The 21,825-nt window shown below is 65.5% G+C and carries 19 protein-coding genes; 5 read left to right on the plus strand and 14 right to left on the minus strand.

The genetic code is table 11. From position 1 onward, the window contains the following. Window positions 1-6: 6 nt before the first annotated feature. From ACWPWT_RS01345 to ACWPWT_RS01355, 3 genes are all read left to right on the plus strand, one after another. Window positions 7-1,416, plus strand: a complete 1,410-nt coding sequence (locus tag ACWPWT_RS01345) for a carbohydrate porin (protein WP_454278249.1) — start codon at window positions 7-9, stop codon at window positions 1,414-1,416. A 267-nt stretch (window positions 1,417-1,683) separates the two neighbouring features. Further along, window positions 1,684-3,930, plus strand: coding sequence for a TonB-dependent receptor (locus ACWPWT_RS01350; protein WP_454278250.1), 2,247 nt, complete (start codon window positions 1,684-1,686; stop codon window positions 3,928-3,930). A gap of 116 nt (window positions 3,931-4,046) precedes the next feature. Beyond that, window positions 4,047-4,859 (plus strand): Ig-like domain-containing protein, encoded by an 813-nt coding sequence (locus tag ACWPWT_RS01355; protein ID WP_454278251.1) that lies wholly within the window; start codon window positions 4,047-4,049, stop codon window positions 4,857-4,859. A 75-nt stretch (window positions 4,860-4,934) separates the two neighbouring features. Here ACWPWT_RS01355 and guaA read toward each other — a convergent pair whose 3' ends face one another. The 9 genes from guaA to ACWPWT_RS01400 form a co-directional block, all read right to left on the minus strand. Then, the gene (gene guaA, locus ACWPWT_RS01360) at window positions 4,935-6,488 is read right to left on the minus strand and encodes a glutamine-hydrolyzing GMP synthase (RefSeq protein ID WP_261269878.1); all 1,554 of its coding nucleotides are present in this window, start codon (window positions 6,486-6,488) and stop codon (window positions 4,935-4,937) included. A gap of 32 nt (window positions 6,489-6,520) precedes the next feature. Continuing rightward, a complete protein-coding gene (locus ACWPWT_RS01365) occupies window positions 6,521-7,105 on the minus strand; it encodes a hypothetical protein (protein ID WP_454278252.1) in 585 nt (194 codons plus the stop codon). Between the two features lie 141 nt (window positions 7,106-7,246). After that, complete coding sequence (rplQ, locus tag ACWPWT_RS01370; protein ID WP_007405047.1) at window positions 7,247-7,669, minus strand: 50S ribosomal protein L17; 423 nt, start codon at window positions 7,667-7,669, stop codon at window positions 7,247-7,249. A gap of 247 nt (window positions 7,670-7,916) precedes the next feature. Continuing rightward, the gene (locus tag ACWPWT_RS01375; RefSeq protein ID WP_454278253.1) at window positions 7,917-8,981 is read right to left on the minus strand and encodes a DNA-directed RNA polymerase subunit alpha; all 1,065 of its coding nucleotides are present in this window, start codon (window positions 8,979-8,981) and stop codon (window positions 7,917-7,919) included. A gap of 88 nt (window positions 8,982-9,069) precedes the next feature. Then, a complete protein-coding gene (rpsK, locus tag ACWPWT_RS01380; RefSeq protein WP_007405180.1) occupies window positions 9,070-9,459 on the minus strand; it encodes a 30S ribosomal protein S11 in 390 nt (129 codons plus the stop codon). 95 nt (window positions 9,460-9,554) lie between these two features. Then, a complete protein-coding gene (gene rpsM / locus ACWPWT_RS01385) occupies window positions 9,555-9,923 on the minus strand; it encodes a 30S ribosomal protein S13 (RefSeq protein ID WP_261269881.1) in 369 nt (122 codons plus the stop codon). 158 nt (window positions 9,924-10,081) lie between these two features. Continuing rightward, window positions 10,082-10,330: a hypothetical protein gene (locus ACWPWT_RS01390; protein ID WP_454278254.1), complete on the minus strand. Its 249-nt coding sequence runs from the start codon at window positions 10,328-10,330 to the stop codon at window positions 10,082-10,084. Between the two features lie 75 nt (window positions 10,331-10,405). After that, window positions 10,406-11,761: a sensor histidine kinase gene (locus tag ACWPWT_RS01395; protein WP_261269883.1), complete on the minus strand. Its 1,356-nt coding sequence runs from the start codon at window positions 11,759-11,761 to the stop codon at window positions 10,406-10,408. Continuing rightward, the gene (locus tag ACWPWT_RS01400) at window positions 11,758-12,450 is read right to left on the minus strand and encodes a response regulator transcription factor (protein WP_261269884.1); all 693 of its coding nucleotides are present in this window, start codon (window positions 12,448-12,450) and stop codon (window positions 11,758-11,760) included. The genes ACWPWT_RS01395 and ACWPWT_RS01400 overlap by 4 nt, the downstream gene beginning before the upstream one ends. Window positions 12,451-12,838: 388 nt before the next feature. Here ACWPWT_RS01400 and ACWPWT_RS01405 point away from each other — a divergent pair, with 388 nt between their 5' ends. Next, window positions 12,839-14,314, plus strand: coding sequence for a diguanylate cyclase domain-containing protein (locus tag ACWPWT_RS01405; protein WP_454278255.1), 1,476 nt, complete (start codon window positions 12,839-12,841; stop codon window positions 14,312-14,314). Between the two features lie 62 nt (window positions 14,315-14,376). After that, on the plus strand, window positions 14,377-16,548 hold the full coding sequence (locus tag ACWPWT_RS01410; protein WP_454278256.1) for a primosomal protein N': 2,172 nt from the start codon (window positions 14,377-14,379) through the stop codon (window positions 16,546-16,548). Window positions 16,549-16,910: 362 nt separating this feature from the next. On the opposite strand, the gene ACWPWT_RS01415 is transcribed toward ACWPWT_RS01410, so the two are convergent. The 5 genes from ACWPWT_RS01415 to atpA form a co-directional block, all read right to left on the minus strand. Further along, window positions 16,911-17,162: an ATP synthase F1 subunit epsilon gene (locus tag ACWPWT_RS01415; RefSeq protein WP_007405041.1), complete on the minus strand. Its 252-nt coding sequence runs from the start codon at window positions 17,160-17,162 to the stop codon at window positions 16,911-16,913. A gap of 74 nt (window positions 17,163-17,236) precedes the next feature. Further along, complete coding sequence (gene atpD, locus ACWPWT_RS01420) at window positions 17,237-18,709, minus strand: F0F1 ATP synthase subunit beta (RefSeq protein ID WP_454278257.1); 1,473 nt, start codon at window positions 18,707-18,709, stop codon at window positions 17,237-17,239. Further along, window positions 18,709-19,290, minus strand: coding sequence for a hypothetical protein (locus ACWPWT_RS01425; protein WP_454278258.1), 582 nt, complete (start codon window positions 19,288-19,290; stop codon window positions 18,709-18,711). Before ACWPWT_RS01425 ends, atpD begins: the two co-directional genes overlap by 1 nt. Continuing rightward, entirely contained in the window at window positions 19,290-20,165 is an 876-nt protein-coding gene (locus ACWPWT_RS01430) for a F0F1 ATP synthase subunit gamma (protein ID WP_309696963.1), read from the minus strand. Before ACWPWT_RS01430 ends, ACWPWT_RS01425 begins: the two co-directional genes overlap by 1 nt. 127 nt (window positions 20,166-20,292) lie before the next feature. Further along, entirely contained in the window at window positions 20,293-21,822 is a 1,530-nt protein-coding gene (atpA, locus tag ACWPWT_RS01435) for a F0F1 ATP synthase subunit alpha (protein ID WP_007406897.1), read from the minus strand. Between the last annotated feature and the right edge of the window lie 3 nt (window positions 21,823-21,825).

Consider the following 21,825-nt stretch of genomic DNA (forward strand, 5'->3'; position numbering starts at 1 on the left):
AGGTTCATGGCTGGATTGAAGGGCTTCGCGGCGATCGCCGCGCTGGGCATGGGGATGGCTGCATCCGTCGCCCGGGCCGAGGATGGGCCGACGACGCCCTCCGGCCCCGTCGTGCCGCAGGTCTCGCAACAGGCGACCAAGACGGTGCCGTTGGTGCTGGGCCAGAAGAAGAAGGGCGTCGAGACGTTCCAGCCGCTGGCCGATGACGGCATCACCCTGGCGCTGAACTACACCGGCGAGGCCGCGGCGAACGCGACCGGCGGCTTTGCACGCAAGTCGGCCTATACCGGGCAGATCTATGTCGGGGCCGACCTCGATTTCGAGAAGATCGCCGGTATCACCGGCGGCGGCCTGCACCTCGCGATCACCAACCGCCACGGCCAGAGCCTGTCGCAGATCGCGATCGGCAACAATACCTCGGTGCAGGAGGTCTGGGGCACCCAGAACACCCACCTCGCCATCCTGACCTGGGAACAGAAGCTGATGGGCGGCGCGCTCGACATCGAGGCGGGCAAGAGCCAGGCGAACATCCATTTCCTGAACTCGCCCTATTACTGCCATTTCCAGACCAATTCGGCCTGTGGCAATCCGACCTTCGTCTTCAAGAACAGTAACTTCACCTATTTCCCGGCGTCGAGCTGGATGGCCAGGGTCAAGCTGACCGTCGCCGACAACTGGTTCGCCCATGCGGGCATCTACGAGGTCAATCCCAATCGGAAACGCCCAGATGACAATGGTTTCAGCCTGAGCTTCAAGGGTGGCAGCGGCTTCATCGTGCCGTACGAACTGGGCTATGCGTCCGACTTCAAGACCGACCGGCTGCCGCGCCACTATATCCTGGGCGGCTGGATCGACCGGGGCGACTTTGCCGATCCGTTGCGCGACGACCGCGGCGGTATTTCGATCCTCAGCGGACGGCCCGCCGCCACGCTGAAGGGGCGCAGCGGCATCTATGCCCGTTTCGACCAGATGCTGACCCGACCCGATATGAACTCGCATCGCGGGCTGGGGGTGTTCGGTGTCGCCATGACCAACCTGTCGGGGCGGGTCGAGGAACGGCACTTCCTGGAGCTGGGTCTGCTCCAGACCGGCACCTTTGCGGGTCGCGACCAGGATACGATCGGCTTCGTCATCAACCAGCAGAGCTTTTCCGACCTAGCCATGGCGCGGATGCGCGCGGCGCGTGTCTCGGCGGGCGGCGACGCCAATATCCGCCGCGACCAATATATGATGGAACTGGCCTATGGTGCTCAGGTCGGGCCCGCCATCCGCCTGTCGCCCAACATCCAATATATCCTTCACCCCGACCAGACCGGCCTGCCCTTCCGCCGGACCAACATCGGAAACGCCCTCGTCTTCGGGCTCAAGTTCACCATTGACGCCCCCACCCTCATCGCAGCGGCGCGGCGCGACTGACGTCGCGCGTCATCGCCGTTCGCGGGACGATGACGATCCGATCCTGGCGAAGATCGGCGCGATGCCCGATGGTTGTTGATCGGCCCGTATGATCGGTGGCATTCAACGCCGCGATCATCGGGCCGCCAACTGGCCAGCATCATCCCACGGCCAGAACGCTAATGCGTTTGACTCGCATATTCACCTTCATTAGGCGCGCGCTCGTAACGAGCATTGGGGGGAAAAATGCGCCTGTTTCGATCGAGTCTTGCAATATTGCTTTGCACTGTGTCGTCGCCTTTGGTGGCGCAGGGCACGCCGCCCGGCCAGGCAGCGCAGTCGACCGACGATGTGAGCAACGACATCCTCGTTCTGGGCGAGAAGGCCAACCGAAGCCTTCGGGATACCCCTGCCAGCGTCGCGATCACCACCGCGGAGACGATCGCCAACCAGAATCTGCTGGATGTCTATGATGTGCTCCAGCGCACGCCCAATGTCTCGATCGCAGCGAACCGGACCAGCTTCACCATCCGGGGTATCGATGCGTTCAACGTATCGGGTGCGGGCGACGGCGCGCTGGCCAGCGTCTATGTCGATGGCGCGGTCCTGCCCCGCGCGGCGCTCAATACCGGGCCGCTCGATCTGTACGACATCGCCCAGGTAGAGGTGTTTCGCGGCCCGCAATCGACCGTACAGGGCCGCAATGCCCTGGCGGGGGCGGTGATCGTGCGGACGACCGATCCCGGCTATGACTGGAGCGGCAAGGCGCGGGTGATGCTGACCGGCCCGGATGGCCAGCGCCGGGCGGCGGCGGCCATCGGCGGCCCCCTGCTCGGCGATCAGATCGCCTTTCGCATCGCGGGTGAGATCGCGCGTTCCGACGGACTGGTCTACAACCGCACGCTCCACCGCGACGCCGATCCGCGCCGGTCGGAAACGCTGCGGGGCAAGCTGCTCTTCACCCCGGACGCCGTGCCGGGCCTGCGGGTCATCGCGACCTATGTCCATGACCGGCACGAACGCGGCGTCTATGCCTATGAATTCGACGCCCCCTATTCGCCAACCGATCGAATCGTGACCGAGGATGTGGCGACCGACACCCAGATCGTCAGCGACATCGCGACGCTGGAGGCCCATTACACGCTGGGCGGCGGGTTCGACCTGAGCTCCGTCACCAACGTCTCCGATATCCGCGCCGACTATATCGCCGACCCCGACCGCAATGCCACACCGGGTCAGCTCAGCCTGACCCGCGATCCCGCCAGGACGGTGCAGCAGGAAATTCGGCTCGGCATCGACCTGCCCTGGGTTCGCGGCCTGATCGGTGCCTATTATCTGCGCGAGGACAATCGCGACTATCTGTTCGAAGCCACGCAGACCCTGAATCTGACACGACTGGGCGTCGATCGCCAGTTGCTGGCGCTGGGCCTGTCGCAGCCCATGGTCGATACGGTGCTGGGGCTTTATGGCGGCGTCGTTCCGATCAAAAACCGCCTCACCCAACCGCGCCTTACCCGCAATCTGGCCGCCTTCACCGACCTGACCTTCCCCCTGACCGGGCGGCTCAGCCTGCGTGCGGGGCTGCGCTACGACAATGAGCGGCAGTTGCGCGGCGCGACCCAGTCGGTGACGCTGAACGGCAGCCTGCCCGATCCCGCCAGGCTGCCCGTGGCGGCGCTGGCCCCGATCGTGACCCGGCTGAACGCCTTGCTGTTGGCGACGGCCGCCGGTGCCAACAGCGTCGAGCCGACGCGCGCCATCACCTATGACGCGTGGCTGCCCAAGCTGGGCCTGACCTGGGACCTCGCGCCCAATGTCGGGCTGAGCGCGACGGTACAGCGCGGCTACCGCGCGGGCGGTGCCGGGATCAACCAGCAGCGGGCGCAGGCCTTCACCTATTCGCCCGAATATACCTGGAATTACGAACTGGCGCTGCGGTCCGAATGGCTGGATCGCAAGCTGATCTTCAACGCCAATGCCTATTATATCGACTGGCGGGACCAGCAGGTGGGCGTACAGCTGACCCCAGGCGCGGTATTCGACACGCAGGTCGTCAATGCCGGCAAGTCCCGCCTCTATGGCTTCGAGGTGGAATTGCGCGGGCGGCCGACGCCGTCGCTGGACGTCTATGCGGGGGTCGGCCACAGCCGGTCCAAATTCCTCGAATTCACCCTGCCCTTCGGTACCGAAGCGCGATCGGCGGGTGGCAATGAGTTCGCCAATGCGCCGCACTGGACCGCTTCCGTAGGCGCGACCTGGCATGACAAGGCGGGCCTGGTGGCCAATGTCAACGCAACCTATCGCGATGCCTTCTTCCAGGATACGGTCAGACAGAGTGTTCGCGACGTCCGCCCCCTGACGCTGGTCAATGCCAAGCTGGGTTGGCAAGGCGAGCATTTCGGCGCCTTCCTGATCGCCAGCAACATCTTCGACCGCCAGCAGCCGACGTCCTTCTTCACGGACTTTGACGGTCGCATACGCGGCACGCTGTCCGATCCCCGTATTCTGGGCCTGAGCTTCGAAGGACGGTTTTGAGGGCCGAGAAACGTCTATTCGACGATGAACAATACATAGGTTGGTACGATCGTCCGTTGATTACCCTTACCCCTGCCATATGATGATTTCGATCAATACAGGGGAGTATGCCAATCATGACGCGTCACGACGATCAATATGGCGATGATCTTTTTGCCAAGGACGATTACTTCAAGTTCGGATCGAATGGCTCCATTTCGGGTAATCTTCTGGGCAACGACCGAAGCGGAGACGAAGGGGGATTGGCGCTCCGCTTTTTCGGCGGGGTAAGGATTGGAGAAAAGAAGGGGCCGCCGGTCACCGATGTTCAGGGGACATATGGCACCTTCCATATTTGGGCGGATGGTCGCTTCACCTATGACCTCGATGCCGGTGTGAAGGCCTCCACGCCCCAGGGCACGGTGCTGACGGAATCCATTCCGTACAAAATCTCCGACAAGGCGGGGAAGACCGACTTCGCCTATCTGACGATGGACGTCGGGTTTGGGAATGTCGGCAGTCAGACCCGCGAGGTCGTCTATGATTTCGACCACCGCCCCAGCCTGGACGTCATTCACTTCAACACCGTTTATGACGGCGACACGATGATGATCGGGTCGGAGAGCGGCAATCGCTATTGGCAGGCCGACCCCTGGGGCCTCGGCTTCTCGTCGGACCATAATGTCGATTTCATCGTGTCCGACATGATTGTTGCGACTGGCGATTCACCGGATGCCGTCGCGCGCGTAACGTTTACCGGACATAATGACGGACGCATTGTCGGCCAGAAAACGGTCGTGATCGACGTCGCGAGCATCTCTGGCCAGCAACATGTCTCCCTTTCAAGCTTCGGGAAGATCGATAGCCTGACCTATACCGTGGAAGACGTCTACGGCACCTTTCAGGGCCTGCCGTCATTGTCGTTCGACGACATCCACCTGCTGATCTAAAGGAAAAGGGTCTGTGGCACGCATGCGCCACAGACCCCTGCCCGTCTTACCGTTCGGACCGGCAAGCCTATCCCGTCACTCCCATTCGATCGTGCCGGGCGGCTTGCTGGTATAGTCATAGACGACGCGGTTGATGCCCTTCACCTCATTGATGATCCGGGTCGTTACGCGCGGCAGGAAGTCGCCGGGAAAGTCGAACGCCTGCGCGGTCATGCCGTCGACCGACGTCACCGCGCGCAGCGCCAGCACCGAGTCGTAGGTCCGCCCGTCGCCCATCACGCCGACCGACCGAACCGGCAGCAGCACCGCGAAGGCCTGCCAAATGGCGTCGTACAGCCCTGCGTTGCGGATTTCCTCGAGATAGATCGCATCCGCCTTGCGCAGGATGTCGCAGCGTTCGCGCGTCACTTCGCCGGGGATACGGATGGCGAGGCCGGGTCCGGGGAATGGATGGCGACCGACGAATACGTCCGGAAGCCCCAATTCGCGACCTAGCACGCGGACCTCGTCCTTGAACAGCTCGCGAAGCGGTTCGACCAGCTTCATGTTCATGCGTTCGGGCAGGCCACCGACATTATGGTGGCTCTTGATCGTAACGGACGGGCCGCCGGTGAAGCTGACGCTCTCGATCACGTCCGGGTACAGCGTGCCCTGCGCCAGGAATTCGGCACCGCCGATCTTCTTGGCCTCCGCCTCGAACACGTCGATGAAGGTCTTGCCGATGAACTTTCGCTTGGCTTCCGGATCGGTGACGCCCGCCAGCCCGTCCATGAACAGGTCCTGCGCATCCACATGGACCAGCGGAATGTTGTAATGGCCCCGGAACAGGCTGACGACCTGCTCGGCCTCGCCCTGGCGCAGAATGCCGCCATCGACGAAGACGCAGGTCAGCTGATCGCCGATCGCCTCGTGGATCAACAGCGCCGCGACCGACGAGTCGACTCCGCCCGACAGGCCGCAAATCACCCGACCGCTGCCCACCTGTTCACGAATTTCGGCGATCTTGGCCGAACGGAATTCGGCCATCGTCCAGTCGCCCGACAGGCCGACGACGTGCCGCGCGAAATTGGCGATCAGCTTCGCGCCATCGGGAGTGTGGACGACCTCCGGATGGAACTGCATCGCATAGATGCGGCGGGCATCGTCGGCGATGATGGCATTGGGAGCGCCCGGGCTGGTCGCGACGACACGGAAGCCCGGCGCCAGTGCCGTCACCTTGTCGCCATGGCTCATCCACACCTGATGGCGCTCGCCCTGGCTCCACAGCCCGTCGAACAGCGCGCATTCGCCCTCGATGGTGATGAACGCCTCGCCGAACTCGCCGCTGTCGCCCTTCTCGACCTTGCCGCCGAGCTGCTGGGTCAGCGCCTGCTGGCCATAGCAGATGCCGAGCATCGGCAGGCCGCTGTCTAGGATCGCCTGCGGGATGCGGGGAGACTCGGCATCGACCACGGAGGCGGGGCCACCGGACAGGATGATGCCGGCGGGCTTGATCCGGGCGAACGCCGCTTCGGCCGATTGGAAGGGAACGACTTCGCTATAAACCCCCGCTTCGCGCACGCGCCGCGCGATGAGCTGGGTGACTTGGCTGCCGAAATCGACGATGAGGATGCTGTCGGGGTGCTCCATGGCGGTCCGATAGCGATGTCTTTCGGAAAATGCTACCGGGTCGGGACGGTTTGAATCCCATCGATCGCGACCATCCGCACCGCCTGAGCATCGACACGGCAGCGGAAGGGGCGGCTCTCGCCCGCCTCGCGGTAACTGGTGCGCAGCAAAACATCACCCTGCACGTCATAGCCATTGCCCAGCGGAAGGGCCGAGCGGACCTGCCCGACCTGGGCCAACGCGAAGCTGCGGCGCCCTTCGCCCTCGGCCGCCTTGGCGCACGCATGGACCGCCGCTTCATCGTCCGTTTCCGCGCGATAGGGCGACGGCGTTTCGACGGCACGAACCGGGCGGGAGACATCTATGACGCCGGAATCATGATCGGGCGTCGACGTCTTGCCTGCGATCAGCGTCACGGCCGTGGTCAGCAGCGCGCCCGCAACGAAACCTCCGGCGATGGCGTTCGCCTGCTTGCGTTGCTCCGGGCTCTGCCATTGCCGTTCGCGATCGGAGGGAATGAACGGCACGGCCGGCACGACCTGCGTAGACGTGGCGGGCGCGGACGGCTCGGTCTGCGCCGCAAGCGGCAGAGGGAGCATCGAAACCGTCAGGATCCAGCCGACCGTCATGCGATGCATTCCCCACCTCCCTTGGTTCGCTTCCGTAACGTCATTCGTTCCGGCTTTCGCCAAGCGGAACATAGGTGAAATCGCGGACACGAAAAAGGGCCGCCCCATCGCTGGGACGGCCCTCTTTTCGAAGGTCTTCGAGGCTGCGGATTACGCGGCTTCGTCGAAATCTTCCTCGGTCATGACCGGACCCGAATCCTGGCCCTTCGCCGAGACGTCGCGGTCGACGAACTCGATGATCGCCATCGGCGAAGCGTCCGACGCGCGGATGCCGGCCTTGATGATGCGGGTATAGCCACCGTTGCGGTCCGCATAGCGCGACGCCAGAACGTCGAACAGCTTCACCAGCTGCGCATCGTCGAGCAGACGGGCATGGGCCAGACGACGGTTCGAGAGACCGCCCTTCTTGGCCAGCGTCACCAGCTTTTCGACATAGGGACGCAGTTCCTTCGCCTTGGCGACGGTGGTGGTGATCTGCTCGTGCTTGATCAGCGCTGCCGCCATGTTGCGGAAGAGCGCGATACGATGAGCCGAGGTACGCTGCAGCTTACGGCCGCCGACGCGATGACGCATGGGGTATTCCTTCGTTCGTTAAGGGGCCGTTTCACGGTACCCCAGACCTGGTGACCATTGAGGCCGTCACCTTCGCCTATCTTGTAACTCTCCGGCCTTCACCGGAAAGCGGGTCAGCAAAGCTGCTGGAGAGGCCGGGGAGGATCACGGCGAAGCCGCGATCCTGACGTCGAACGGGTCGCCCAAGGGGCGACCCGCCGGCCGGGCTTTCGCCGTCTCGCGGATAGCGACGCTATCCGCGTGCGGCTTAGCCCATGATCTCCTGTTCCAGCTTCTTGGCCATTTCCTCGATATTCTCGGGCGGCCAGCCGGGGATTTCCATGCCCAGGCGCAGACCCATGGACGACAGCACTTCCTTGATCTCGTTCAGCGACTTGCGGCCAAAATTCGGAGTGCGCAGCATCTCGGCTTCGGTCTTGCCGACCAGATCGCCGATATAGATGATGTTGTCGTTCTTGAGGCAGTTCGCCGAACGCACCGACAGTTCCAGCTCGTCGACCTTCTTGAGAAGGTAACGGTTGATCTGCTGCGCGTCGCTCTGCGGCTCGCCACCGGCGGCGGGGATCGCCGCCTGGCCCACGGCGGCCGCGCGAGTGAGCGCCGAGTCGTCGAAGTGCACGAACAGCGCCAGCTGATCCTGGAGGATGCGCGCGGCATAGGCCACGGCGTCTTCCGGGGTGACGGTGCCGTCGGTTTCGACCGAAAGCGTCAGCTTGTCATAGTCCAGATCCTGACCGACGCGGGTCGGGTCGACCTTGTACGACACCTGGCGAACCGGCGAATACAGCGCATCGACCGGGATCAGACCGATCGGCGCATCGGCCGGACGGTTGGACGCGGCGGGGACATAGCCCTTCCCGATGTCGGCGGTCAGTTCCATGTTGAACGTCGCGCCTTCGTCGAGATGGCAGATCACCAGGTCCTTGTTCATGACCTCGATGTCGCCCGACACGGCGATGTCGCCCGCCTTGACGGTGGTGGGACCGGTCGCCGACAGCTGGAGCCGCTTGGGACCTTCGCCCTGCATGCGGATGGCGAGCTGCTTGACGTTCAGGACGATGTCGGTGACGTCTTCACGCACACCGGCCAGCGACGAGAACTCATGCAGCACGTTCTCGATCTTGATCGAGGTGACCGCCGCGCCCTGGAGCGACGACAGGAGAACGCGGCGAAGCGCGTTGCCCAGCGTCAGGCCGAAGCCACGCTCCAGCGGTTCGGCAACGAACGTCGCCTTCCGCTTGCCATCGCCGCCCTTCTTTTCGAGCGCGTTGGGCTTCTTCAGTTCCTGCCAGTTCTTTGCGTTGACAGACACGTGGTTCCCCTGAGTTATGGGCCGGAACGGGGACGGTTCCAGCCGTGGAGAGAGGCATGGCCGACTCGTCAGCCGGCCATGGGAAGCATCAGACGCGGCGACGCTTGGAAGGCCGCACGCCGTTGTGCGGGATCGAGGTCACGTCACGGATCGAGGTGATCTGGAAACCGACCGCCTGCAGCGCGCGCAGCGCCGACTCGCGGCCCGAACCCGGGCCCTTCACTTCGACTTCCAGGGTGCGGACGCCATGCTCGGCGGCCTTCTTGCCCGCGTCTTCCGCTGCGACCTGCGCCGCATACGGGGTCGACTTGCGCGAGCCCTTGAAGCCCATCATGCCGGCCGACGACCACGAAATGGCGTTGCCCTGCGCGTCGGTGATGGTGATCATGGTGTTGTTGAAGCTGGCGTTCACATGAGCGACGCCGGCGGTGATGTTCTTGCGCTCGCGACGGCGAATGCGCTGCGGTTCACGTGCCATTGAATGAAAGTCCTGACCTAGTATCCTGATGCGGAGAGCGGCGGGCGGTCAGCCACAAGCCTGCCTCCGGCGGAGTAATTCGCCCTAGGGACGAATTACTTCTTCTTGCCTGCGATCGGCTTCGCCTTGCCCTTGCGGGTGCGCGCATTGGTGTGCGTGCGCTGGCCGCGGACCGGCAGGCCCTTGCGGTGACGCAGGCCGCGATAGCAGGCCAGGTCCATCAGGCGCTTGATGTTCATCGCGGTCTCGCGACGCAGGTCGCCTTCCACCGTGTGATCGGCGTCGATGGTCTCGCGGATCTGGAGCACTTCCTGATCCGACAGGTCCTGGACGCGACGATCGGCGGCGATGTTCAGCTTTTCGGCGATCTGCTTCGCCTTGGCCGGACCGATGCCATGGATATAGGTCAGCGCGATCAGAACGCGCTTGTTGGTCGGGAGGTTGACACCCGCGATACGTGCCATGAAACTTGTTCTCCTAGCTCCACGAAGCATGGCATGGCCGCACATGCTCCATCTCAACGCGATGGTTCCGCCACGCGGAAGCGCGACGCCCGCAAATCGCGCGTCGTTCAACCGGGAGTGGTGGAAGGACGGTCAGTTAGGCCCCGCGCAACCCTCTGTCAAGCGATCGGTTCCCGAAACTGCGTCGATTGAACCCGGCGCAGTGTCAGCCAGCGGCGGAACGACACGATCGCCCAGACGATCTCCACCACGCCGAACGGCCAGGCGCCCTGGAGAAAACCATAAGCGGAGCCCGCAATGCATCCCAGCACGAAGCCGAAGGTCCACCAATGCGATCCCGCCTCCATCGCATAGCAGAGGAGCGTGAACGACACGGCGGCAAGGCCGAACAGCGACAGCGAATCCATCGCCTGGGTTTAGTGCGCCAGGACAAGGGGGCAACCCCTGTGCCCCTCCGCCCCTGCAAAGGGGAAAAGAACGCGTTACGGAATGATCAACCGGGCAATCAGGCCCGGTGCGTTGTCCGCCAGTTCGAATCGCCCGCCATGCAGCCGCGCCACCGCTTCGATCAGCGCCATGCCCAGTCCCGCGCCGGGCGTGGTGCGCGCGGTATCGAGTCGGCCGAACCGCTTGAGCGCCTGTGCCCGGTCCGCCTCGGCAATGCCCGGACCATGATCCTCGACCTGAAAGACGATGCCGTCATGGCCCTGATAGAGCCGCAACCCGACCTGCCCGCCTGACGCGCCATGCTTCAGGGCATTGTCGATCAGGTTGGATAGCGCCTGGCTCATCAGTTCGCGATGCAGGGGCAGCGGCGCGGGGCGATCCTCGACCGCGATCAGGAAGCGCAGGCCCGCATCCTCGATCACGGGGGCATAGAGTTCGCCGATTTCCTCGACCATCTCGGCGGGGGCGGCCATGGTGAAGCGGTCGCGTGTCACCGACTCCGACCGGCTGATCTCGATCACCATGGTCAGCATCCGCATGATGAGGTCGGTTTCGACCAGCAATCCGCCCAGCGCCGCCTCGCGCTGCGCCGGGTCGGCGATCAGCACCGCCTGTTCGGTCTTGGTCCGCAACCGCGCCAGGGGCGAGCGCAAGTCGTGCGCCAGGCTGTCGGTGACGACGCGGAGTTCGGCCATCAACTGCTCGATCTTGCCCAGCATCGCATTCAGCCGCAGCGCCAGTCGGTCGAACGCATCGCCATCGCTGTTGCCGCCCCGGACCAGCGACACCCGCCGCGACAGGTCGCCCTCGCCCGCCGCATCCATGACCGACACGATGGCATTGAGCCGCCCCGACACATAGCGCGCCAGGACCAACCCTGTCCCCACCCCCAGCATCAGCGACAGGAAGACCGCCAGCGCCAGGGCGCGCTCGATCGCGACCTGCTGCGCCTCGATCAGATCGAGCGGGCGGCCGACCAGCAGCCAGTCATTGCCGATGGGGTGAAGCGTATAGCCCGCCTCGCGCGACGCCCACACGCCGTCGCGCCCCAGCACGGCGATGCGGAACGGCGTATCGGCCAACGGCACGGCCAGGTGACGCGGCGCATAGCCCGCGATCCGATGCCCCTGGGTATCGAAGATGGCGAGCACCAGCGAGACGTCTCCCGGCTCGCGCGCCTGGGTGATCGCATCGGCCAGCGCGGGCAAGGCGCCCGTCCGCCACACGGCGCGAAGGGCGTCGGCCTGTTCGACGATCTCGCGGTGGAGCGCCGCCACCGCATCGGCGCTGGTCTGTTTCCAGATGAACCCGACCAGTGCCAGATTGGACACCAGCGCCAATATGATCGACAGCAGCGCGATCCGCGCCGAGATCGTCAGCCGCAACTTCACCCTTCCACGGCCAGCCTGTAACCTGCGCCGCGCACGGTGTGCAGGATCGGCGTGCCGAATCCTTCCTCAAGCTTGCGCCGGAGCCGCCCGATATGGACGTCGACCACGTTGGAGCCGGGGTCGAAATGATAGTTCCAGATCTTCTCCAGCATCATGGTGCGGGTGACGACCTGCCCCGCATGACGCGCCAGGAACTCCAGCAGATTGAATTCGCGCGCGCCGACCGGGATGATCTTGCCCGCCCGGGTGACGGTGCGGGCCAGCAGGTCGATCTCCAGATCGCCGACATGCAGCTTGGTCCGCGTCGGCTCCGACGCCGCGCGGTCAGACCGGCGCACCAGCGCCTCGATCCGTGCCGACAATTCGGCAAACGAGAAGGGCTTGCACAGATAATCGTCCGCACCCGCCTTCAAACCATCGACCCGGTCATCGACCGTGGCAAGAGCCGACAGGATCAGCACGGGCGTGGCGATCCCCGCCGCGCGGATCGCGCTGACCATCGCCAGCCCGTCCAGGCGCGGCAGCATCCGGTCGGCGATGATCAGGTCGAATATGCCCTCGCTCGCTAGGAACAGCCCGTCGCGCCCGTCCCCGCACTGTTCGACGGCATAGCCCGCCTCGGCCAGTCCCTTGGCGACATAGGCGGCGGTGGACGCATCGTCTTCGACGATCAGGATCTTGCGGCTCATCGGTTCGTCTGCTCCGGCATAGGGCGATCTTCGCTCCAACGACGTCGTTCGGCATGTTCGAGCCCATCGTCCCGATCCCGTCCACGCCGTCCGCCCGCGGATGACTAGGCCCGATATCGGTTCAGGGAAAGGCCGGCGGAAAGTGCGCTCTCCGCCGGCCCCGACGGCACCCCCGGGAGTGTCGGGCGCCGAGCTCGTTGAACTGCTTGGCTTTTCGCTACATCGGATCGGGATACCCCGGCGTGACCATAATGTGACAAATGCGTCATTCGCGGCATCGGCGGAGCAAGGGCGGCGTGCCGCACATCCGCAACCGGACCGAATTCCGCACCAAAACCTCAATCATGTTTAAACCTTTGATAATCCTTTAATTTATGATCCCGCCATCATGTTGACCGCCCCCATCCCCCTCGATGCTTCGTCCGCCGAGGAGCGGCGTCTCGCCACGCTTCAAGCGCATGCCCTGCTCGACAGCGAGCCGGAGGCGGAGTTCGATGCGCTGGTATCGCTGGCGGCGGACATGCTGGATTGCCCGGTCGCCGCGCTGACGCTGGCCGATCGCGATCGTTTCTGGGTGAAGTCGTCGGTCGGTCCGCTGCCCAGCCAGATGCCGCGCAGCGTCGCCTTTTGCGACCAGACGATCCGGTCGCCCGACCTGATGATCGTGCCCGACCTGACCAGCGATCCGCGCTTCGCCGTCAATCCCTTCGTCACCGGCGAGGCCGGGACGCGCTTCTATGCGGGCATGCCGATCCGCGTGCCGGCACTGGATGGGTCGCCCCAGGCCATCGGTTCGCTCTGCGTCATGGATGCCACCCCCCGCTCGCTGAGCCCTGCGGGCGAGCGAACGCTGCGCCATCTTGCCCGGTTGGCCGAAGCGCTGATCGCCGCGCGCGCCGTCGCCAGGCGCGCCACCGCCATGGCCGAACTGAGCGAACGCCAGGCCGAGGACCTGCGCGGCAAGGAACGGACCGTGCGACAGGTCGAGCGGCTGGCCCTGATCGGATCGTGGCGCATCCGGCTGTCCGACGGTCAGGCGACATGGTCCGACGGCGTCTATCGCATCCACGAACTCCCCCCGGGGCGGCCGGTGACGGTCGAGCAGGGACTGAGCTATTACCCCCCCACATCGCGCGACATATTGCGCTCGACGATCGAGGCCACCGCCCGTCTGGGCGATCCGTTCGACATCGAACTGGACTTCGTCACCGCACTGGGTCGCCAGCGCCGTGTCCGGGTGATGGGCGAGCGCGAGATGCAGAACGGACGGCCCCACGGCCTGGTCGGCATGTTCCAGGACGTGACCGAGCGCCACGCTCTTGAGGTCCAGCTACGCCGTAATGCGGATACCGACGCGCTGACCCTGCTGGCCAATCGCGCCGCGTTCGACCGGACGCTGGAAGCCGCCATCAGGGAGGCCAGTGCCACGGATCAGCCGCTCGGGCTGGTGCTGATCGACCTGGACGGGTTCAAGCTGATCAACGACACGCTGGGTCACCCCGCCGGGGACGAGGTGTTGCGCATGGTCGGCACGCGGCTGCGCACCGACTGGCTGCACGCCTGTTTCGTCGCGCGGTTGGGCGGCGACGAGTTCGGGGTGATTGTCCGTGATCCCGTCTTGCTCGCCCAACCCGAATCGCTGCGCGCTCGGCTAGAGACGCTGCTGACCATCTCTATCACGGCGAACGACCTGACCATGAGTTGCGCGGGCACGGTATGCGTCACGCTGCGCCCCGAGGATTGCCGGACGATCCGCGACTTCATGCACCATGCCGACACGCGCCTATACGCCGCCAAGCGCGACCGGGTGGGCGAGCGGCGGCGGGGCGACCGGCGGCAGGGCGACCGGCGCCGCGCCGGATAGCAAGGCGAGTCAACGAGGCTCGGCCCTTCCCTCACCCGCCCATGGCCCCATATAGCGGGTGCATGTCTTCGCGCGCCCGCGTCCTCGTCCTGAACTCCGCGCTCGGCCCTCTCGACTATCGCGTGCCGCAAGGCATGACGGTCGAGCCGGGGTCGATCGTCGTCGCACCGCTCGGGCCCCGCCAGCTGCTGGGCGTGGTCTGGGAGCCGGAACGGATGCCGTCGGATGCCGAGGTCGGCGACAATCGCCTGCGCCCGCTGCTGGGTGTGGCGGACGCGCCGCCCCTGCCCGATCCGCTGCGCCGACTGATCGAGTGGACGGCGGATTATTATCTCGCCCCGCCCGCTGCGGTCGTGCGAATGGCGCTGTCCTCCACCTCCGCACTGGAGGGCGCGCGGACCGTCACCGAGTACCGCGTCACCGGCCATGTCCCCGACCGCCTGACCCCGCAGCGTGCCCAGGCGCTGGAGCGGATCGGTGATCGGCAGGGCCTGATCCGCGAACTGGCAACGATGGCGGACGTCTCCGACGCGGTGATCCGGGGCCTCGTCAAGAACGGCGCCATCGAGGGGGTGGAGGTCGATATCGACAGCCCCTTCCCGCTGCCCGATCCCGACCATCACCGCCCCGAGCTTTCGGAGGACCAGCGCGCGGCGGCCGACACGCTCGTCGCGGGCGTGGCGGCGCATGCGTTCCAGCCGGTACTGCTCGACGGCGTCACCGGTTCGGGCAAGACCGAGGTCTATTTCGAGGCGGTGGCGCAAGCGGTTGCCGAAGGGCGGCAGGTTCTGGTCCTCCTCCCCGAAATTGCGCTGACCGAGCCGTTCCTCAAGCGATTCCACGACCGCTTCGGCTGCGAGCCGGTGGCGTGGCATTCGGGACTGCGTTCGTCACAGCGGCGGCGGGCGTGGCGGGCCATCGCCAGTGGACAGGGCCTGGTCACGGTCGGCGCGCGCTCGGCGCTGTTCCTGCCCTATCGCAATCTCGGCCTGATCGTCGTCGACGAGGCACACGAAACCAGCTTCAAGCAGGAAGACGGCGTCCATTACCATGCGCGCGACGTGGCGGTAATGCGCGGCAAGTTCGAGCCCTGCCCGGTCATCCTCGCCTCCGCCACTCCCGCGATCGAGACGCGGCAACAGGTCGCGCTGGGCCGCTATACTGAAGTGAAACTGCCCGGTCGCTTCGGCCCGGCGCAGATGCCGACGATCGAGGCGATCGACCTGATCCAGGACCCGCCCGAGCGCGGCCGCTGGATCGCACCCAAGCTGGTCGCCGCGATGAAGGAGGTGCTGGAGAAGCGCGAACAGTCACTGCTCTATCTCAACCGGCGCGGCTATGCCCCGCTGACCCTGTGCCGGACCTGCGGGCACCGGTTCCAATGCCCCAACTGCACCGCCTGGATGGTCGAGCATCGGCTGGTCCGGCGGCTCGCCTGCCATCATTGCGGCCATGTCATGCCCACTCCCCGCGCCTGTCCCGAATGCGGCGGCGAGGATTCGCTGGTCGCCTGCGGCCCCGGCGTCGAGCGGATCGCGGACGAGGCGACCGCACTGTTCCCGGAGGCCAAGATCGCGGTCGTCACCTCCGACACCATCTGGTCCCCCGCCAAGGCGGCGGAGTTTGTCGGGCGGATGGAGGCGGGCGATATCGACATCGTCGTCGGCACGCAGTTGATCACCAAGGGCTATCACTTCCCCAATCTGACCCTGGTGGGCGTGATCGACGCTGATCTGGGCCTCGACGGCGGCGACCTGCGCGCGGCGGAACGCACCTTCCAGCAGATCCGCCAGGTATCGGGTCGCGCGGGACGCGGCGCCAAGCCGGGCCACGTCTTCATCCAGACTCACAGCCCGAAGGCGCAGGTGATGCAGGCGCTGGTGACGGGCGATGCCGAGGCCTTTTACACAGCAGAGACCGAGGCCCGGCGGGACGCCGATGCCCCGCCCTTCGGGCGCTATGCCGCGATCATCGTCTCGTCGGAGGATCAAGGCGCGGCACAATCGGCCGCCGGGATGATCGCACGCGCTGCTCCCAAGGTTGAGGGGATGCATGTCTTCGGCCCCGCCCCCGCGCCGTTGGCGATGCTGCGCGGGCGGCATCGGTATCGGTTGCTGGTCCACGCCCGGCGCGCGCTGGCGGTGCAGGATGTGATCCGCGAGTGGCTGGGCGGGCTGGAATGGTCCGCCAAGGTTCGCGTCGCGGTCGATGTGGACCCGTACAGCTTTCTCTGACCCGACGATTTAAGAAGGTTTGTTCGCGCGGAGGCGCAGAGGACGCAGAGGTGTCGTACTGGCGGCACTGCCGCCCTGTCATCGCTGGCCGATTGTGGCGGGCCGTAGATGCAATGGGCGAGACACCTCCGCGCTCTCCGCGCCTCCGCGCGAACCAGAATCTTCTTTGTATTTCTGTTTGAAACAAAGCTTTTCCCGTGGCCTTCGACTTCGCTCAGGCTGAACGGGGGTTGGGATTGGCCGTCATGCCCCAGGCTCCGTTCCGCCTGAGCGAAGTCGAAGGCCACGCCCCGCCCCTCACCACAAACGAAAACGGCCGCAGCTCTCGCCACGACCGTTTCAAAACCCCGGTAAGGAAAACCTTACCCCGCATGCTCCGCCAGCACGGTCAGGCCCTTCGGCCCCACCTCGGCGAAGCCGCCGCGGATCTGGATCGATTCCGGCTCGCCCTTGTCGGTGCGGTACACCTGGATCGCGCCGTCGCGGATGGTCGACATGAAGGGCGCATGGCCCTCCAGCACGCCGAAATCGCCCTCGGTGCCGGGAACGACCACCATATGCACCTCCTCCGAGCGGAGGAGCTTTTCGGGCGTGACGAGTTCGAAGTGCAGCATGGTCTAGTATCTCGCATCGCTCTCCCCGCCGGGGAGAGGAAAGAGGGGGACGGACCGGGCCGTCCCCCCTGTCATCAGGCTTCCTGAGCCAGCTTCTCGGCCTTGGCGACGGCTTCGTCGATGCCGCCGACCATGTAGAAGGCCGCTTCCGGCAGATGGTCATACTCGCCGTCGACCACCGCCTTGAACGAACGGATCGTGTCTTCGATCTGGACGAACTTGCCCGAGATGCCGGTGAAGACTTCCGCGACGTGGAAGGGCTGCGACAGGAAGCGCTGGATCTTGCGGGCGCGCTGGACGGTCAGCTTGTCCTCTTCCGACAGCTCGTCCATGCCCAGGATCGCGATGATGTCCTGCAGCGCCTTGTAGCGCTGGAGCAGCGACTGGACCGCACGGGCCGTCTCATAATGCTCCTGGCCGACGATGCGCGGCTCCAGCACGCGGCTGGTCGAGTCGAGCGGGTCGACGGCCGGGTAGATGCCCAGCTCCGAGATGGCGCGGTTGAGCACGGTCGTCGCGTCCAAGTGGGCGAACGAGGTGGCCGGCGCCGGGTCGGTCAAGTCGTCGGCGGGCACGTACACGGCCTGCACCGAGGTGATCGAACCCTTGTTGGTCGAGGTGATGCGCTCCTGCAGCGCGCCCATGTCGGTCGACAGGGTCGGCTGATAGCCCACGGCCGACGGAATACGGCCGAGCAGCGCCGACACTTCCGCACCCGCCTGGGTGAAGCGGAAGATGTTGTCGACGAAAAACAGCACGTCCTGGCCTTCCTGATCGCGGAAATATTCCGCGATGGCCAGGCCCGACAGCGCGACGCGGGCACGGGCGCCCGGCGGCTCGTTCATCTGGCCATAAACCAGCGCGACCTTCGAGCCCTCGCTGATCGCATTGCCCTCGGCATCCTTGGCGATAACGCCCGCGTCGAGGAATTCGTGGTACAGGTCGTTGCCCTCGCGGGTCCGCTCACCGACGCCCGCGAAGACCGAGGTGCCGCCATGGCCCTTGGCGATGTTGTTGATCAGTTCCTGAATCAGAACCGTCTTGCCGACGCCGGCGCCGCCGAACAGGCCGATCTTGCCGCCCTTCGCATAAGGCGCGAGCAGGTCGATGACCTTGATGCCGGTGACCAGGATCGCGCTCTCGGTCGACTGCTCGACGAACTCGGGCGCCTTGGCGTGGATCGGCGCGCGCAGATCGGTGGCGACCGGGCCACGCTCGTCGATCGGCTCGCCGACGACGTTCAGGATGCGGCCGAGCGTCGCGGGGCCGACCGGAACCTGGATCTGGTTGCCGGTGTCGGTCACGCTCTGCCCGCGGGTCAGGCCCTCGGTCGTGTCCATCGCGATCGTGCGGACGATGTTCTCGCCCAGATGCTGCGCGACTTCGAGCACCAGACGGGTGCCGTTGTTGTCCGTCTCCAGCGCCGACAGGATCGCGGGCAGGTGATCGGAGAAGTGAACGTCGACGACCGCGCCGATGACCTGGGCGATCGTGCCGACATTGTTGGTGGCCGTGGTCGGCCGGATGTCCTCAGCGGCGGTTGCCATCATTGCTTCCTTGGTTCGGTAGAGCCCGACATAGCTTCGGGGCGGGTAAAGGTCACGACCAGACGGCGGCCACCGTCGATCTTGTCACGGGTAACATGGTAATCGGCGCCGGTCAGGTGGCCGGTGGTGGCGCTTTCGGTCTGGATCGCGGCCGCAACCGCATCCTTGCCGTCCAAACCCAGCTGATCCATCGGCTTGGTCACCCAGCGGATGAACTGGGTCTTGGCGAACGGGCTGGAGTCGAGATGGACGAGATCGAGCGTGAAGCGAAGCGTGTTCAGCGTCTTCGCATCGCCCTCGACGATCAGATTGGCCATGTTGACCGGCGTCACCGACGGATCGGCCATCGGCGTCGCCTGCGCGATCGCGCGATACTGGCCCTGGACGGGCGCGTAGCCGCTCATGCGAAAGCCCATCCGGTCGAGCAGGCTAACCGTCTCCGGCGCATTGCCGAACACCGTCGCCCATCCGCCCTTCACGAACGGCGTCGGCGAAGCCTTGGGCGCGTCCTTCGGCTGATCGGACGCCTGGCCGCATCCGGCCAGAGCGACCGTCAGGCCCAGAAGGAGCGCTGCCCGCATCAGAGCGCCTCGGCGCCCGAGATGATCTCGACCAGCTCGGTGGTGATCGCGGCCTGACGCGTGCGGTTATACTGGATCGACAGGCGGCGGATCATGTCGCCCGCATTGCGCGTGGCATTGTCCATCGCGTTCATCTGCGAACCGTAGAAACCGGCCTGGTTCTCCAGCAGCGCGCGGAAGATCTGCACCGCGACGTTGCGCGGCAGCAGCGCGTCGAGGATGTCCTCTTCGCTCGGCTCGAACTCGGCGACCGCCTCGACCGAGGTTTCGGCCTTGGTGGCTGCGGGCATCGGCACCGGGATCAGCTGCTGCGCGACCGGGTCCTGCACCAGCGCCGAGACGAACTTGGAGTAGAACAGATGCGCCACGTCGAACTCGCCGCGCTCGAAGCGGGCGATCAGATCGTCGGCGATGACGCGCGCGTCGTCGAACTTGGGCGCCTTGATCGCGCTCATGTCATGATCGGCGAGGATCGCGCCCGGGAAGAAGCGCTTCAGCACGCGCCCCTTCTTGCCCGCGATGTAGAACTTCACCGTCTTGCCCTGCGCGGTCAGCTCTTCGGCCTTGCGGCGCGCGGCGCGGACGATGTTGGTGTTGAACGCACCCGCCAGGCCACGCTCGGAGGTCGCGACGACCAGCAGTTGGACATCGTCCTTGCCGGTGCCCGCCAGCAGCGGCGACGCACCGACGCCGCCCACGCGCGCGGCCATGCCGGCCATCACCGTTTCCAGCCGCTCGGCATAGGGACGGCCGTTCTGCGCCGCGTCCTGCGCCCGGCGCAGCTTGGCGGCGGCGACCATCTTCATCGCCTTGGTGATCTTCTGGGTCGACTTGACCGAGTTGATCCGGATTTTGAGGGCCTTGAGGCTCGCCATCTTCGTCCTTCTGCCTCCCTCTCCCCTCGGGGGAGAGGGTCGGGGTGAGGGGTTGCCACGGGCGAGGTCGCTTGGGGCGGCCCCTCACCCAACCCTCTCCCCAGCGGGGAGAGGGCTTATGTCTGCTTTACGCGAAGATCTTCGCGAACTGGTCGAGCGCGGCCTTGAGCTTGCCCTTGGCCTCGTCGCCCAGATCCTTGGTGTCGCGGATCATCGCCAGCACATCGGCATGATCGTTGCGCAGGTACGCGAGCATCGCCGCTTCGTAGCGGACGACCTGCGCCACCGGCACGTTGTCGATGTAACCGTTGGTGCCTGCGAAGATCGACGCCGTCTGCTCCTCGAAGGGCAGCGGGTTGAACTGCGGCTGCTTGAGCAGCTCGGTCAGGCGCGCGCCGCGGTTGAGTAGCTTCTGCGTCGATGCGTCGAGGTCCGAGCCGAACTGCGCGAAGGCGGCCATTTCGCGATACTGGGCGAGCTCCAGCTTGATCGAGCCCGACACCTTCTTCATCGCCTTGGTCTGCGCGGCCGAGCCGACGCGGCTGACCGACAGGCCGACGTTGATCGCCGGCCGGATGCCCGCGAAGAACAGGTCGGTTTCGAGGAAGATCTGGCCGTCGGTGATCGAGATCACGTTGGTCGGGATGTAGGCCGACACGTCGCCCGCCTGGGTCTCGATGATCGGCAGCGCGGTAAGCGAGCCGGCGCCGTTGGCGTCGTTCATCTTGGCCGCACGCTCGAGCAGACGGCTGTGCAGATAGAAGACGTCGCCCGGATAGGCTTCACGGCCCGGCGGACGGCGCAGCAGCAGCGACATCTGGCGGTACGCAACGGCCTGCTTCGACAGATCGTCGAACACGATCAGCGCGTGCATCGCGTTGTCGCGGAAATATTCGCCCATCGCGGTGCCGGTGTAGGGCGCCAGGAACTGGAGCGGGGCGGGCTCCGACGCGGTCGCGGCGACGACGATGGAATATTCCATCGCGCCATTCTCTTCGAGCGTCTTGACCAGCTGCGCCACGGTCGAGCGCTTCTGACCCACGGCGACGTAGATGCAGTAGAGCTTCTTCGACTCGTCGGTGCCAGCGTTGACCGTCTTCTGGTTGATGAAGGCGTCGATCGCGACGGCCGACTTGCCGGTCTGGCGGTCGCCGATAATCAGCTCGCGCTGGCCACGGCCGACGGGAACGAGCGCGTCGATCGCCTTGAGGCCGGTCTGCACCGGCTCGTGCACGCCCTTGCGCGGGATGATGCCCGGTGCCTTCACCTCGACGCGGCGGCGCTCGGTCGCCTCGATCGGGCCCTTGCCGTCGATCGGGTTGCCCAGGCCGTCCACGACGCGGCCCAGCAGGCCACGGCCGACCGGCACGTCGACGATGGTGCCGGTGCGCTTGACAGTGTCGCCTTCCTTGATCTCGGCGTCCGAGCCGAAGATCACGACGCCGACATTGTCGGCTTCGAGGTTGAGGGCCATGCCCTGCACGCCATTGGCGAACTCGACCATCTCGCCCGCCTGGACATTGTCGAGGCCGTAAATGCGCGCGATGCCGTCACCGACGCTCAGCACCTGGCCGGTCTCGCTGACCTGGGCCTCGGTGCCAAAATTGGCGATCTGGTCCTTGATGACCTTGGAGATTTCTGCGGCGCGGATATCCATGGG

The organism is Sphingomonas sp. Marseille-Q8236 (assembly GCF_965112005.1).